Below are 15495 nucleotides of genomic sequence, written 5' to 3' on the forward strand. Positions count from 1 at the left end.
TATACATCGCCGACAGGCGATGGTGCAAATGTAAGTGATGGTTCAAAATTTGATTCATAATTCTATTTAAGTCCTTAATCAACAATGACTAGCATGTTGTGGAGCTGCAAATATATAGATACAAATTACAAATCAAAATATATATGGCATTTTATTTGATTATATCGCTTCAATAAATATAATTAACATCTAGTTTTGCAAAAAAATACCATCTTGAAAAAAGCGTTACTCTTATTGATCCCCTTTTGTTTACTGTTAAATGGCTGTTCCTGGTTTAAAGACACTCCTGAAGTCGGTTTAATCCTCTCGGAGCATTTCGACAGAAAATTATATAAAGACTTTGATACTGCTGCCTATAATGTAGTGTTTAGGAAACACTATGACTCGTTAAAGGCCAAATTGTCTAACCCGAATACAGTAAAGAACTTCTATGTAAACCATAATTATGAGCCCCGCCTGGTGACTCAGTATTTCCCTGTCGGGACCCTGGATACACTGGAAGCTTATATCGGGAAAAGCGAAAACCATGGTTTTAATCCTGATAATTTCCGTCAGAAACAATTGGAAGCGGCTTTAAAGGAACTTTCTGAGAATAAATTTGAAAAAATTGAAGAAGTGTATCCGGTCATTGCTGATCTGGAGCTCAATGCTGCGGAGGCCCTCATCAAGTATGACAATTACATGAATTTTGGGGTGGTTAACCCACGTAAAATCTTTTCCAGGTACTATGTGCCGGTAAAACGTCCGGATAGTGCCAGTATGTCTGCTGCGCTGGCCACCAAAGATCTGGGGAAACTGCTGAAAGATATTCAGCCTTCTTCCAAACAATACCTGGCACTTCAACGCAGGTTTAATATTTTAAAAGCAGATGGTCAGGGCAAAAGTGATCAGGCAAAAACCATTCTGGTGAATATGGAACGTTTGAGGTGGAAGTTGCCCGAGATGGGTAAGGAGTATGTGGAAGTGAACATTCCTGATTTTTCACTTACCTGGTTTAATAAAGAAGATACAGTGAGCCATATGAAAGTATGTGTGGGTGGAAAAAGAGAAGAAGGATATGCTGAGAAGATTGCCAGGTATGCAAAAACCGGAAATCTGGATGATAAACCTAAGAATCACGAAACACCAATTCTTTACAGCAAACTGAATTCTATTCAGGTAAATCCGATCTGGAACATTCCGGTGAGTATTGCAAGGAATGAAATTTACTGGATGGCCCGCAAAGACCCTTATTATCTTTCGAACAGTAACATTAATGTATACCGTAACGGAAAAATAGTGGGTGAACCTGATACCATTCAATGGAGCAATTATTCAAGAGAGCGTTTACCTTATCAGTTTAAACAAGGCTCAGGAAACGGAAATGCTTTAGGGAAGTTTAAGTTTATCTTTGACAATGGGTCCAGCATTTACCTGCATGATACCAATAACAAGAATGGATTTAACAGAGCCAACCGTGCCATTAGTCATGGTTGTGTGCGCGTAGAAAAGCCGCTGGAGTTTGCGCAGAACCTGGTTCGTGATAAATATCAATACGATCAGCTGAGGATGGAAGTGAACCTTCCTCCACTGGATACCAACAGGATGAATGCTTACAGAAAGAAACTTGCCAAGAAAGCAGATACGGTAAATTTATTTAAATTAAAACCTACCTGGTTTGGAACAAAAAAGCCTGTGCCGCTGATAATCAACTACATCACGGCATGGTCGCAGAACGGAAGCATCCAGTTCAGACCGGATGTGTATGGTTTAGATGAAACTTTATGGCTGGCTATGAAAAAATTCATGTAAAAGTTCTACCTTTGGTTTTTAATGAATTTCCTATACCCAGGTTTTCTTTTCGCACTGCTGGCAATAGCCATTCCTATTGCAATTCACTTATTTAATTTCAGGAAATTCAAGAAGGTATATTTTAGTAATGTACAATTCTTAAAGGAAGCCAAAGAACAGAACTCCTCCAGGGAAAAGCTAAAGCATTTACTCGTCCTGATCAGCAGGATCCTGGCGGTGGTGTTTTTGGTCCTTGCTTTCGCCAGGCCATTTATTCCATTGTCGGCTGCAGGTGATTCCGGAAAACGAAACCTGATCAGTATCTATATTGACAACTCTTACAGTATGGAGACGGTCAACAAGGAGGGGAGTTTGCTCGATGAGGCCAAAAGGAAGGCTAAGGAAATTGCCGGGGCCTATCAGCTCAACGATCAGTTCCTGCTCCTCAGTAATGATTTTGAAGGAAAGCATCAAAGGGCAGTCAATAAAGAAGAATTTATACAGCTTTTGGATGAACTGAAGATTTCCTCAGCGGGCAGAAGCCTGCAACAGGTCATCAACAGGTTACAACGCGAAAGTGGCACAAACAGGAATCAGATCGCTTACCTGCTTTCTGATTTCCAGAAAAGCTTTGTTGGTATACAACCGGTTCAGGCGGATAAAGACATCCGTTATTCCTTAATTAAATTAAACGCAAACAGCCTTCCCAATATTTCGGTTGACAGTGTATGGAGCCTTTCTCCGGTACATCAACCCAATCAGGCAGAACAGCTGGTGGTTCAGCTCCACAATTACGGAGAAGAAGATGCCGCAGATATTCCTATAAAATTAACGATCAACAATCAGCAGAAAGCCATCAGCAATACCAAAGTTGCAGCAGGTAAATCTGTAAAAGATACTTTGTCCTTTAGCGGATTACAAAAAGGATGGCAAAAAGGAGTGTTGTCTATCAAGGATTTTCCGCTCACTTTTGACGATGCCCTGAATTTTAGCTTCCAGGTGAATACAGAAATGAAGGTGTTAAACATCAGTGGGGACCCTTCACAGAAATTCATTTCTTCTTTGTTTGCTGCTGATCCTTATTTCAAGCTCAGCGAGATGCCGGAAGCGAATATCAAGTATTCCAGCTTTGGGGAGTATAGCCTGATTGTGCTCAGTGGATTGAAACAACCTTCTTCAGGATTGGCACAACAACTGAAAAGTTATGTGCAAAACGGTGGATCCGTAGTGATCTTTCCTGATCTTGATGCCAACGGTGTGGTGTATACCCCATTTCTAACTGCTTTATCTTTACCTGCTGTAAAACAACTCAATTCCGGACCTGCCATTACGAGCAGTATCGAATTGAAAGATCCTGTTTTCAAGGATGTGTTTGATCAGGTTCCTGCAAATATGGACCTTCCTGTCGTGACCCGGTATTTCAGTTACCTGGAAAGAAATGCAGGAGGAAAACAAGGGATTTTACAATTGCCTCTTGGGCAATTCCTTTTTGCAAGGTATCCTGCCGGAGCAGGCAAAATATATTTATCGGCCAGTTCATTGGATCCTAAAGACGGGAATTTGTCCAGACACCCTGTATTTGTGCCGATGATGTACAAGATCGCCTTTTCAAGTGTTAAAGAACAGCCTTTGTATTATACCTCCGGAGAAAGTGATCTGCTGGAGCATCAGAAGATTTCTTTAGGGGCGAACCAGTCGCTGACTTTAAAATCTGATGGGGCAGAAGTCATTCCGGAAGTCAGACAAACACCAGGAAAGACGCTCTTATATATTGCAGATCAGGTTCGGAAACCTGGCTTCTATGATTTAAAGAAAGCAGATTCGGTACTGGCTGTAGTCGCTTTTAATGACAACAGGAAAGAGTCTGACATGCATTATGCAAGTGATCAGAACCTGACTGACTTATTTGGTAAGCAAAAGATTGCCCTTTACAATTCTCAGAAAGATGCTTTGTCTTTAAATATCCAGGCAAAAAATAACAGCATAGAGTTATGGAAACTTTGCCTAATTTTGGCTGTTGTTTTTTTAGCCATTGAAATACTATTGATCCGATTTTTTAATAAAACAAAAAACATACAAACACCATGAATCTTCTCATCACTGGCGTAACTATTGCCGACCCAAACAGCCAGTTCAATCAAAAAACTTGTGATGTACGTGTAGAACAGGGCAAGATTACTGCTATTGGGAATAACCTGAAGCCTGCAAACAAGGAAGAAGTTTTTGATGGAACAGGTGCAATCTTATCTCCCGGGTTCTTTGACCTGAACTGCTCTATCGGTGATCCGGGTTTCGAAACGAAGGAAGATATAGAAACGGCAACGAAAGCTGCCATGTCGGGAGGTTTTACCGGACTGGCTGTTTTGCCACATACCAAACCTGTGGTTCATTCCAAAGGAGAGGTGGCCTATATCCTCAATAAAGCAAAAGGAAACCTGGTAGATGTATTGCCGGTTGGTGCGGTAAGTCATGATCTGGAAGGTAAAGAGCTGGCAGAGATGTACGATATGCAGCAATCCGGGGCCATTGCGTTCTCTGATGGCAGCAAGCCGATCACAGATGATGGATTCATGAGCCGTGCGTTGCAGTATGTAAAAGGCTTTAACGGACTGATGATGGTTCATCCGGAAAATAAATCCATTGCGGGTAAATCACAAATCAATGAGAGTAAAACCAGTGTGTTGTTAGGTATGAAAGGTGTTCCTGCATTGGCCGAAGAAATGCACATCAGCAGGGATATTTTCCTGGCTACTTATCATGATGCGCCATTGCACATCAGCAATATCACTACTGCCGGATCGGTAGCGTTGATAAAAAGAGCAAAAAAAGATGGGGTGAAGATCAGCTGTGATGTGGCCGCACATTACCTGGTATTTACGGAAGAACTCTTAAATGATTTCGATAGCAATTATAAGGTGAAACCTCCTTTGCGTGGTAAATCAGATATCAAGGCTTTATTGAATGGCTTAAAAGACGGGACTATTGATGCGGTATGTTCACAACACCGTCCGCAGGAGATCGAATTTAAAGCAGTAGAGTTTGAAATCGCTTCTTATGGGATCATCGCCTTGCAAACGGTTCTGCCACTATTGATTAAAGCGGGACTGGATGCTGGTCAGATCGCAGAAAAGCTATCCATCAATCCACGCAAATTATTAAAGCTTCCTGTGCCTGTGATTGCAGAAAATGAAACGGCCAACTTTACGGTTTATCATCCTGCAAAGGAATGGGAATACAATACAGGTAACAATCAGTCAAAATCAGCAAATACGCCGCTTTTGAATAAAAAACTAACCGGTAAAGTTCAACTGGTATATAACAACAAACAATTACAATCATATGGATAATCATGTAAGAACAGCGCTAATTGCGTCGTTAGATAAATTTGCTGCGGTATCTGGAAAAGATTCCATCAAATTAGAAGAGGGGTTGATCGAAGTATTTAGTAAGGATCTTGGATTCCTTGAAAAAGTAGAGGAGTTCGATGAGGTGTTTAACGAATATCCTGCTTTTGAGGAATTGAGAGAAGTATTCTTTGATCTATTGATGATCAATTTCTTCGCCAATGATGTGAAGAAACTGGAAGAAGATTACCTGGAATCGGATGAGTGGGCAGATATTGAAGAGGAGACGATTGACAGGGGTACTGAGCTTTTGAATCTGTTGTTGTACATCAATGAATGTCATGATGAGCGCATTAAGCCAGAGCTGGGCGACTTCCTGAAAGAATTCTTACTGGTAGAAGAAGATGAGTTCCAGGACGAGTTCCATATCTATGAAGACCTGATCAGCAACCAGAACCTGGTAGAAAGCAGTATCGAAGACATCTGCAGCCATGTTGGAATGATTGAAATAGGAGATGAAATGAAAGAATTATTTATTCCTTTCATGGCCTTCTTCCATCAGCCAAAAGAGAGTGAACAAGTGATCACAGATTTACAGGAATATAGCCCGAACAAAGAGTTCGATGTTGCAGTTTATACGTTAATTGCTAATTTTAACAAAAACTAACCATTTAAAAGCTTTTCAATGCAACAGAATTTATTAGAATTAGAGAAGAAACCGAATAAGCTGGCCTTACAGGCAGCACTGGCATTTGCCATCTACTTTTTTGTCCTGATCTTTATTTTTAAATTCCTGAATATTAACGGGGCAAACCCGAACTTATCTACAGGATCGAAAGTAGTGAGTCAGCTGTTGTCTTATGTTCCTTTCTTTTTGGCCATTGCTTATGTACAGACCAATCATAAGAAAGAACTGGGAGGATATATTTCCTTTTCCCGTGCATTTTCTGCGGGGTTCAGAACTGCTGCTTATGCTGGTTTTTTTCTTTTCCTTTTGCAGATCATCTATTATTTTGTTGATAAATCGGCGATAGCGGAATTGATGGACGTTGCATTAGAACAGGCTGATGGCGATGAACAGAAAATTAAAGGAATCGAGATGATGCGTCCTTATATGGGCTTATTTATTGGTTTCGGAACAGCGATCACCTATACCATCGTTGGATTGATCGTGAGCCTGATTGGTGCAGCCATTTTTAAGAAAGACAGACCTTTTGAAGCGGGTTAAGCGAAATTTTAACCCCAAGGCAATATATTTATAAATAGCCAACGTGCAGTTTTATCATTTTATTTGATGAAATTTGCACGTTGCTTTTTTTGTAGCACGTTATTAAAGTCATGGATATTTCTATTGTAGTTCCTTTATATAATGAAGACGAGTCTCTTCCTGAGTTGACTTCCTGGATTGCCAAGGTAATGGCAGAAAATAACTTTTCTTATGAAATCCTGTTTGTTGATGATGGAAGTACAGATTCCTCATGGGCGGTAATTGAGGACTTAAAAACTCAGTTTGATGCTGTAAAGGGCATTAAGTTCAGAAGGAATTACGGCAAATCTGCGGCCTTGAATGTTGCTTTCGAAGCGGCACAGGGTGATGTGGTGATTACCATGGATGCCGATTTGCAGGATAGTCCGGATGAGATTCCGGAATTGTTCCGCAGGATCAAAGAGGAGAAGCTGGACATCATTTCCGGATGGAAAAAGAAACGCTACGATCCGATTACCAAGACCATTCCTACCAAATTATTCAATGCCGCGACGAGAAAGATGTCGGGAATTCAACTGAATGATTTCAACTGCGGACTAAAAGCATACCGTCATGATGTGGTGAAAACCATTGAAGTGTATGGAGAAATGCACCGGTATATTCCGGTGATCGCCAAATGGGCCGGTTTCAAAAAGATCGGTGAGCAGGTGGTAGAACACAGGGCCAGAAAATATGGGGTGACTAAATTCGGACTGAGCCGTTTTATCAATGGCTTCCTGGATTTGTTGTCGATCTTCTTTGTAGGTAAGTTTGGTAAAAGACCAATGCACTTCTTTGGTTCATTGGGTGTATTCAGCTTCCTTCTGGGAACTTTTATGGCTTTATGGCTGATTGGAGAGAAACTCTATCATATTGCTATGCTGATCCCTTATAAAAGAGATGTGACCGAGCAGCCATTGTTTTACATTTCATTAGTGGCCATCATATTGGGCTCACAGCTATTCCTTACGGGTTTTGTGGCAGAGTTGGTTACACGTAATGCATCTGAAAGAAATGCTTACCTGATAGAAAAGGAGATTCTTTAATCTATGTTTTTTTCTATTATTATACCACTATACAACCGACCTCAGGAAATTGATGAGTTGCTGAATACGCTGACGCATCAGAGCTATACCCAGTTTGAAGTACTCGTGATTGAAGACGGTTCCAGCAATGATGCAAAGGCAATTGTACAGAAATATGAGCAGTTACTTGATGTAAAATATTTCTTTAAACCCAATGAAGGGCAGGGCTTTGCCAGGAACTACGGCTTTGAACGGGCCAAAGGCGATTATTTTGTCATTTTTGATTCCGATTGCCTGATTCCGGAAGACTACCTGGAAATCGTGAAAAATTACCTGTTTGAGCATAAGCTGGATGCTTATGGCGGACCGGATGCGGCGCATGAGAGTTTTACTCCGGTACAAAAAGCAATCAGTTATGCCATGACTTCCCCATTTACAACAGGTGGAATCAGGGGCAATAAAAAGCACATCGGACAATTCCATCCCCGAAGCTTCAATATGGGTGTTTCCCGCGAAGTGTATGAAAAGGTGGGTGGATTTATCCTCACCCGTTTAGGGGAAGATATTGAATACAGCATCAGGATTCATGAAAATGGATTTAAGATCGGTTTGATCCCTGCGGCTAAAGTTTTCCATAAAAGAAGAACGAGTTTTGGTCAGTTTTACAAACAATTACACTTTTTCGGAAGGGCAAGGATCAATATCTATAAACATTTTCCTTCCGAGTTGAAATTAGTACATTTCTTCCCGGCAGCATTTGTCTGTTTTGTTATATTCGGTTCGTTAATATACCTCATATCAGTACCTTTGGGCAATATCAGCAGGATTATATTACTGGTATACTTTATGATGATCTTTTTTCATGCATGGCAAGTTACAAAGTCATTAAAGGTTGCATTTTTTAGTATAATTGCATCGTTTATTCAACTAACTGCTTATGGGTTAGGGTTTATACAAGATTTTTTTAAGCGTATAGTATTTAAGCAACAATGATAAATTTTTTAAAAGAGAGTACTTTTACAGTTAAGGATGTAATTATGCAGGCCTGGACGGTAACGCGTGATAATTACTTCTCTATAGCCACTTTGTGTTTCCTGGTTTTCATCACGGTATCCACCTCTACTTTCATGGCTTTTTTTATGGGAGAGCTACCTACTTTAGTGAGGGTGGTGATGTTACTGATCTTCGTTTTATTGTATTGCATCGTGAACCTTTCTTTGCTGAAATATATCTTTCGGTTACTGGACAGACAGGATGATGCAGATATCCGTATCATTGATACGCTGCCTACAAGAACAGAGATCATCAGGTTTTTGATTGGAACTGTGTATTTTGGAATCAGTATTTTCTTTGTGGGTATCCTCTTACTCCCTGTATTGTATATCCTGGACCTGATCCTGAAATTTGCAGTTAGCCAGGGAATCATCAATAATTTTTATCATGCCGGAAAAATCATTGTCAACGTTGCGGTAGCGATCGCTGTTTTGAGCATCTTCTTTACGTTCATCAGGATCATTTTCTTTCCTTTCTTTATCATAGACAAACATGTACATCCTTTTGAGTCGATCAAGTTCAGCCTGGCAACAACCAAAGGAAACTTCGTGAAACTGCTCTTTATATTGGGTGGATTTGTATTGATTCAGGCAATTGTCTTTGGGTTCTTTTACATTGTGGTGGTGAGTGGTTTTCAATTGATCAGCTACATCTTCAATTATGAAATCTATTCTTACGTTTCTTTATTCACTGCGATCTTCAGTTCCTTCATAGTGGTTCCGTTTTCGACTGCCTTGGTTACCGTGGCTTACCGCAGAATGGTAAAGGAATATAAAGGAGATGAACATCCGGACATTTTACACAATATAGTTTAATACTCGTTTATGGGATTAAAAGCGGCATTAAGTAAACCGTTTGCTGCTCTTGTTGTTAAGGGCATCAATAAATGGAAAAAAAATGCAGTAAGTGCTCAGCAAAATATTCTGACACAGCTCATTGACTCCGCGAAAGATACGGCTTTCGGTAAGGACCATGATTTCGGAAATATCCGCAATTATGAAGATTTCAAAAAGAAAGTACCCATCAGGGATTATGAAGGATTAAGGTCTTATATCGACAGGGTAGTTGAAGGTGAGGTGGGTGTGATGTGGAAAGGTAAACCGCAATATTTTGCCAAGACTTCGGGTACAACCTCTGGTGTCAAATACATTCCTATTTCTAAGGAATCTATGCCTGAGCATATTAAAGCCGCCAGAAATGCCTTATTAACTTATATCCATGAAACGGGCAAGGTAAAGTTCATCAATGGAAAGATGATCTTTTTGCAGGGAAGTCCGGTAATGCATAAAAAGAATGGCATCAATGTAGGCCGTTTGTCGGGTATCGTTGCCCATCTTGTGCCTAAGTATTTACAGAAAAACCGTTTGCCTTCCTATGAAACCAATTGTATTGAAGATTGGGAAGAGAAAGTAGATGCAATTGTTTCAGAAACTTTTCATCAGAACATGACTTTGATCTCGGGGATTCCGCCCTGGGTACAAATGTATTTTGATAAACTGACGGAGAAATCCGGCGGAAAAAAGATCAAAGATATCTTTCCGGAATTCAGTCTTTTCGTTTATGGAGGGGTAAATTACGAACCTTACCGCGCCAAGATTGAAGAGAGTATCGGAAGAAAGATTGATGCGATTGAAACCTATCCTGCATCTGAAGGATTTATTGCTTATCAGGATAGTCAGCAGGACAAAAGTTTGTTGTTATTGGCAAAAGCAGGGATGTTTTATGAGTTTATTCCTGCGGATGAATATTATAATGATGAGCCAACACGTTTAAGTCTGGGGGAAGTGGAGCTGGAAAAAAACTATGCACTCATCCTGAATACAAATGCCGGGTTATGGGGATATAGCATTGGCGATACCGTTAAGTTTGTTTCCAAAGATCCTTATAAGATCATGGTGACGGGCAGGATCAAACATTTCATCTCTGCTTTCGGAGAGCATGTGATCGGGGAAGAAGTGGAGCATGCACTTTTATCTGTAGCCAATGAAGAAGGGGTAGGTATCACCGAATTTACGGTTGCCCCGCAGGTGAGTACCCCACAGGGTGAATTGCCTTACCATGAGTGGTTTGTAGAATTTTCTGCTGCACCGAAAGATCTTCTGGCTTTTAGTAAAAAGGTAGATCAGGCTTTGCAAAAGAAGAATATTTACTATTTTGACCTCATTGAAGGAAAAATACTGCAACCTTTAATCATCCGTTCTCTCGAAAAAGATGCATTTGTGAGCTATATGAGGGGACAAGGTAAGCTTGGCGGACAAAATAAAGTTCCCCGTTTATCAAATGACAGGAAGATTGCAGATGATTTAAGTAGTTTTACAATTCGTCATAAAGACGAACAACAGGGAGAATCTAATTGAAAAATATATCAATACTAGGTGCTACGGGTTCTGTAGGAACTCAGGCCTTAGCTGTAATTCAGGCAAATCCTGAATTATACAAGGTTTCAGCGCTGACCGCTCAATCAAATGCCGGATTGTTAATCAGTCAGGCGTTAACGTTCCTGCCGGATTTGGTGGTGATCGGTGATGAAAATCAATATCAGGCGGTAAAATCTGCGTTGTCGGGAACAGCAATCCGTGTGCTGGCAGGAGAAGAGGCTTTATGTGAAGCTGCGTCTTTGGCTCAGGTGGATATGGTGCTGACTGCAATTGTAGGTTCAGTAGGTTTACGGCCAACCATTGCCGCTATTGAGGCAGGAAAAGACATCGCCCTTGCGAACAAGGAAACACTTGTGGTAGCGGGAGATCTGATTACCCGACTGGCGAAAAAACATGGGGTAAGCATCATTCCTGTAGATTCCGAACATTCTGCGATTTTCCAGTGTCTGGTAGGCGAGGGGAATGACGCTATAGAAAAAATCTACCTGACGGCATCCGGTGGTCCTTTCAGAGGGAAAGACCGGGAATTCCTGGCCAATGTAACCAAGGCTCAGGCCCTGAAACATCCAAACTGGGTAATGGGTGCCAAAATCACGATCGATTCCGCTTCTCTGATGAATAAAGGGCTGGAAGTGATCGAAGCGAAATGGTTATTTGACCTGGAGGCCGATCAGATTGATGTGATCGTACACCCACAGTCCATTATCCATTCCATCGCACAATTTAAAGACGGTTCCATGAAAGCCCAGATGGGGGTACCTGATATGAGGTTGCCGATCCATTATGCCCTGGCTTATCCGCATAGAATAAGCTCGGACTTTAAGCGTTTTAACTTTCTGGACTATCCTGAACTTAGCTTTTATAAAGCGGATAATGATACCTTTAGAAATCTTGATCTGGCTTACACTGCATTAAGAAAAGGTGGAAACATGCCTTGCATCATTAATGCTGCAAATGAGGTGGTGGTGAACGCGTTTTTACAGGATCAGATTGGCTTTTTACAAATGAGTGATGTGATTCAGCAATGTATGGAAGAGATGGGCTTTATTGAAGATCCAGGGCTGAATAATTATTTAGAAACGGATGTACATACCCGTATATTTGCCAACCAACTAGTAACAAAATAGAATTTTAACAATCAAAATAAAAACATTTAATAGAAGATATGAGCGGATTGATTATGGCTGCCCAGTTACTCCTGGGGTTATCGATACTGGTAATTTTACACGAATTAGGACATTTTCTGGCGGCGCGTGCCTTTGGGATTAAAGTAGAGAAGTTTTATTTATTTTTTGATGCATGGGGCGTCAAATTGTTTAGTTTCAAACGTGGTGATTGTGAATATGGAATAGGATGGTTGCCTCTTGGTGGTTATGTAAAGATCGCAGGAATGATAGATGAGTCTATGGATACGGAGGCGATGAAACAACCTGCACAACCATGGGAATTCAGATCTAAACCAGCCTGGCAACGTTTAATCGTCATGTTAGGCGGTGTAATTGTCAATATTGTAGTGGGTATTTTCATCTTCTGGATGATGACCTTCAAATATGGGGAAACCTATATTCCAAACAGTTCAGTAATGAACGGAATTAATCCCGGTGTGATTGGTAAAGAAATCGGTCTGCAAAGAGGAGATAGGGTGATTGCTGTTAATGGTAAAAAAGTGATCCGTTTTGATGAGTTGATCAGTTCTAAAGTATTACTTGGTAATACGACCCTGACGCTGGTTCGTGGCAACAAAACATTAGATGTTAAAGTTCCGGATAACATCCTGAACAAGGTTTCTGATCTGGGAATTGAAGAGTTCATCAGCAGAGCACCGCTATTGACGACTACAGTAGACAGTGTGATTGCAGGAAAATCTGCCGCTAAAGCAGGACTGTTGAAAGGCGATAAGATCCTGGCGGTTAACAATGTTCCTGTGAAGTGGAATGTGGACCTTAGGGAACAGGTTGAGAAATACAAAGGAAAAACTGTAGATTTTACAGTGAGCCGTGCCGGCAAAACAACGGACTATAAAATCCCTGTAGATACTGCCGGAACAATCGGCTTTGCCTTTGATGTGGACGAGATCAAACAGGAAACCATTAAATATGGCTTCTTTGCTGCCTTACCAATTGGTGCAGGGCAGGCATGGAAAACCTTTAGCGATAATGGTAAAGGAATCTGGAAGGTATTAACCGGAAAGATCAAAGCAAATAAAGCGTTTTCAGGTCCTGTGGAGATTGCACGTAAAGTTTATGGTGGTGAGTGGATCTGGGCAAGATTCTGGGCTTCTACGGGCTTTATTTCAATTGCACTGGCATTTATGAACCTGTTGCCTATCCCTGCTTTAGATGGTGGACATGTGATCTTCCTGTTGGTAGAGATGGTGAAAGGAAAACCACTTAGCGATAAGTTCCTGGAACGTGCACAAATTGTAGGTTTCGTGATGTTACTGGCGTTGATGGTCTTTGTACTGGGGAATGACATCTTCAAGGCCTTCTTCAAAGCTTAAGGCAAATGACAGATTACTTTGAATTTTACGGTTTACCGGTAAGTTTCAATCCTGATGCGGGCTTGGTGAAGAAGAAGTTCTATGAACTGAGCAAAAAGTATCATCCTGATTTTTATATCAATGAATCTGAGGCAAAACAGGAAGAAGTACTGGAGCTGAGTACCGTGAATAATAAAGCTTACCAGGTATTGAGCGATCCGCAAAAACGGTTGCACTATATCCTGGAGCTGAAAGGTCAGCTGACGGAAGGGGAAAACTACAAACTTCCCCAGGATTTCCTGATGGAGATGATGGATGTGAACGAATCTCTGATGGATTTACAGTTTGATCCGGACGCAGAACGTCTGGCCTCGGTGAAAGTTGAGGTGGACGTTATAGAAAAGGGTTTAAGCGATAAAATAGCTGCGCTGACGGCTTCATTTGAATCGGAGGATACAGATGGTCAGATTCGTTTGTTAATCGCTATAAAGGATTTATATTACCGCAATAAGTACTTATACCGGATCCGGGAAAGTATCCATAAGGCCGAATCGGCCGTTTAGGTGTTAAAGCATTGTAAAAAAGCTGCTTTTGGCTTTTTTACAATGTTTGTTTGAGGTACTTTTGCCCTCAAATCACTTATATGAATACATTATCCATTTTTAGAAAAGTTGCTGTTGCTGAAGGGATCTCTTATCTCTTGCTGTTGTTTGTCGCAATGCCATTGAAGTATTGGGCAGGAATGCCATTAGCTGTGAAATATACCGGCTGGGCGCACGGTTTGCTGTTTGTCATGTACATCGTGATCCTGATCATGGCATGGCAGGAATATAAATGGAAGTTCACGAAAGCTGCAATGATCGGAGCTGCTTCTTTGCTTCCTTTTGCGCCGTTTATCGTGGATAAAAAGCTAAAAGAAGAAAATTAAAAATAATTGTTGGTATTTAGGATTGTGTTTTATACATTTGCAACCCGCTAACAAAGCAAATGCCCAGCTGGCGGAATTGGTAGACGCGCTGGTCTCAAACACCTGTGGGAAACCGTGCCGGTTCGACTCCGGCGCTGGGTACGAAGCCAGAGTTAACTCTAATTTGAGTTCTAACTCTGGCTTTTTTACGTCCTAACGTTTTGTTAATTTGGTAAATAAGTTGAGCAACCATATTAGGTTTTCCGGTTCGACCTTTATTTTCAATACTGACTCTACGATTAAAGTATTTTGTGAAAATGGATAATACCTTTTTCAAACGAGCCAACAAAAGATGGCTATAAAATCCATCTTGCAAATCAAAGTTAATCAGGATAAGACTTGATCAGTTCATTTTTCCGAAATGACGAAGGACTCATTCCTTTATATTTTTTAAATACCCTGTTCAAGTGACTCTCATCAGAAAATTTCAACTCACTAACAATTTCATTGATCCTCATATCACTACTCAATAAGCGTGTTTCAACGATTTTTATTTTAGATTTCAATATGTAATCCTGTAAAGTTTCACCGGTATGTCTTTTAAAAAACTTACCAAAATAGTTAGGGGATATATTGAACTGAATACATATAACTGACACTTTCAGACGGTCAGGAAAATAAATATGATCCTGTATATACTGAAACACGCCCAAAAGCTTCTGATCAGTAACAGGGGAGAGCTTTTCTGGTAGACTTTCCGCAATAGACCTCGCAACCAGTAAAATCAGGCTATTCATTAATTGCTGAATTAACTCTTTACTATAAAGGTGGCTATACCGCTGTTCTTCTACAATGCTTGCGGCCAACGATTTCACTAATGCCTTATCAATCTCCTCTTTTAAAATGCATCCTGGTAAATGGCTGGCGTGATGAAGTATAAAATTCAGTCTTTTTATCCACTGCGCCCGCTCTTTCTCATTCACACCAACGGGGGCAGACCTGAGATAAATATCACTAAAACAAATAAACAAGATCTTCGTCGTTGTGATCACTTCGAACGAGTTATGATCTTCCGGAGTGATGAGCAACAGATGACCTGCGGCATAATTAAAGGTGTTCTTGTTAATATGTTGTATCCCGGTTCCCTCAACTATATAAACCAATTCGAAGAAATTCTGGCTATAACCAGATTTCAAACATTCATCGATCTCCTTATAGACGATTTCAAATGGGTAATAAAGATTTTGTTTCACGTCCAAATTTACCTTTTTTATGGCAAATTAATACAGATGT

Annotated in this window: 14 protein-coding genes and 1 tRNA gene; 14 read left to right on the top strand and 1 reads right to left on the bottom strand. The window is 40.6% G+C overall.

Annotated elements, in window-relative coordinates; genetic code table 11:
• Window positions 1–213: 213 nt before the first annotated feature.
• The 14 genes from BUC20_RS09825 (at window position 214) to BUC20_RS09890 (ending at window position 14364) form a co-directional block, all read left to right on the top strand.
• Entirely contained in the window at window positions 214–1791 is a 1578-nt protein-coding gene (locus tag BUC20_RS09825; protein ID WP_234994493.1) for a L,D-transpeptidase family protein, read from the top strand.
• 21 nt (window positions 1792–1812) lie between these two features.
• Window positions 1813–3858, top strand: a complete 2046-nt coding sequence (locus BUC20_RS09830; RefSeq protein WP_073230444.1) for a vWA domain-containing protein — start codon at window positions 1813–1815, stop codon at window positions 3856–3858.
• Window positions 3855–5117, top strand: coding sequence for a dihydroorotase (locus tag BUC20_RS09835; protein WP_073230446.1), 1263 nt, complete (start codon window positions 3855–3857; stop codon window positions 5115–5117). Before BUC20_RS09830 ends, BUC20_RS09835 begins: the two co-directional genes overlap by 4 nt.
• Window positions 5110–5781: a hypothetical protein gene (locus BUC20_RS09840; protein WP_073230448.1), complete on the top strand. Its 672-nt coding sequence runs from the start codon at window positions 5110–5112 to the stop codon at window positions 5779–5781. Before BUC20_RS09835 ends, BUC20_RS09840 begins: the two co-directional genes overlap by 8 nt.
• An 18-nt stretch (window positions 5782–5799) precedes the next feature.
• Window positions 5800–6342: a DUF4199 domain-containing protein gene (locus tag BUC20_RS09845; protein ID WP_073230450.1), complete on the top strand. Its 543-nt coding sequence runs from the start codon at window positions 5800–5802 to the stop codon at window positions 6340–6342.
• 110 nt (window positions 6343–6452) lie between these two features.
• Entirely contained in the window at window positions 6453–7406 is a 954-nt protein-coding gene (locus BUC20_RS09850) for a glycosyltransferase family 2 protein (RefSeq protein ID WP_073230451.1), read from the top strand.
• 3 nt (window positions 7407–7409) lie between these two features.
• Complete coding sequence (locus BUC20_RS09855) at window positions 7410–8378, top strand: glycosyltransferase family 2 protein (RefSeq protein WP_073230453.1); 969 nt, start codon at window positions 7410–7412, stop codon at window positions 8376–8378.
• Complete coding sequence (locus tag BUC20_RS09860; RefSeq protein ID WP_073230455.1) at window positions 8375–9253, top strand: hypothetical protein; 879 nt, start codon at window positions 8375–8377, stop codon at window positions 9251–9253. Before BUC20_RS09855 ends, BUC20_RS09860 begins: the two co-directional genes overlap by 4 nt.
• 9 nt (window positions 9254–9262) lie before the next feature.
• On the top strand, window positions 9263–10795 hold the full coding sequence (locus BUC20_RS09865) for a GH3 auxin-responsive promoter family protein (protein ID WP_073230457.1): 1533 nt from the start codon (window positions 9263–9265) through the stop codon (window positions 10793–10795).
• The gene (locus BUC20_RS09870) at window positions 10792–11943 is read left to right on the top strand and encodes a 1-deoxy-D-xylulose-5-phosphate reductoisomerase (RefSeq protein ID WP_073230458.1); all 1152 of its coding nucleotides are present in this window, start codon (window positions 10792–10794) and stop codon (window positions 11941–11943) included. The genes BUC20_RS09865 and BUC20_RS09870 overlap by 4 nt, the downstream gene beginning before the upstream one ends.
• 38 nt (window positions 11944–11981) lie before the next feature.
• Complete coding sequence (gene rseP, locus BUC20_RS09875) at window positions 11982–13316, top strand: RIP metalloprotease RseP (RefSeq protein WP_073230460.1); 1335 nt, start codon at window positions 11982–11984, stop codon at window positions 13314–13316.
• A 5-nt stretch (window positions 13317–13321) separates the two neighbouring features.
• On the top strand, window positions 13322–13858 hold the full coding sequence (gene hscB, locus BUC20_RS09880; protein ID WP_073230461.1) for a Fe-S protein assembly co-chaperone HscB: 537 nt from the start codon (window positions 13322–13324) through the stop codon (window positions 13856–13858).
• 80 nt (window positions 13859–13938) lie between these two features.
• The gene (locus BUC20_RS09885) at window positions 13939–14223 is read left to right on the top strand and encodes a DUF3817 domain-containing protein (RefSeq protein WP_073230463.1); all 285 of its coding nucleotides are present in this window, start codon (window positions 13939–13941) and stop codon (window positions 14221–14223) included.
• 61 nt (window positions 14224–14284) lie between these two features.
• Window positions 14285–14364, top strand: a tRNA-Leu gene (locus BUC20_RS09890).
• Window positions 14365–14585: 221 nt separating this feature from the next.
• Here the strand turns inward: BUC20_RS09890 and BUC20_RS09895 are convergent.
• Complete coding sequence (locus BUC20_RS09895; protein WP_073231755.1) at window positions 14586–15455, bottom strand: AraC family transcriptional regulator; 870 nt, start codon at window positions 15453–15455, stop codon at window positions 14586–14588.
• Window positions 15456–15495: the final 40 nt, after the last annotated feature.

The organism is Pedobacter caeni (assembly GCF_900129215.1).
GTDB classification, from domain to species: Bacteria; Bacteroidota; Bacteroidia; order Sphingobacteriales; family Sphingobacteriaceae; genus Pedobacter; species Pedobacter caeni.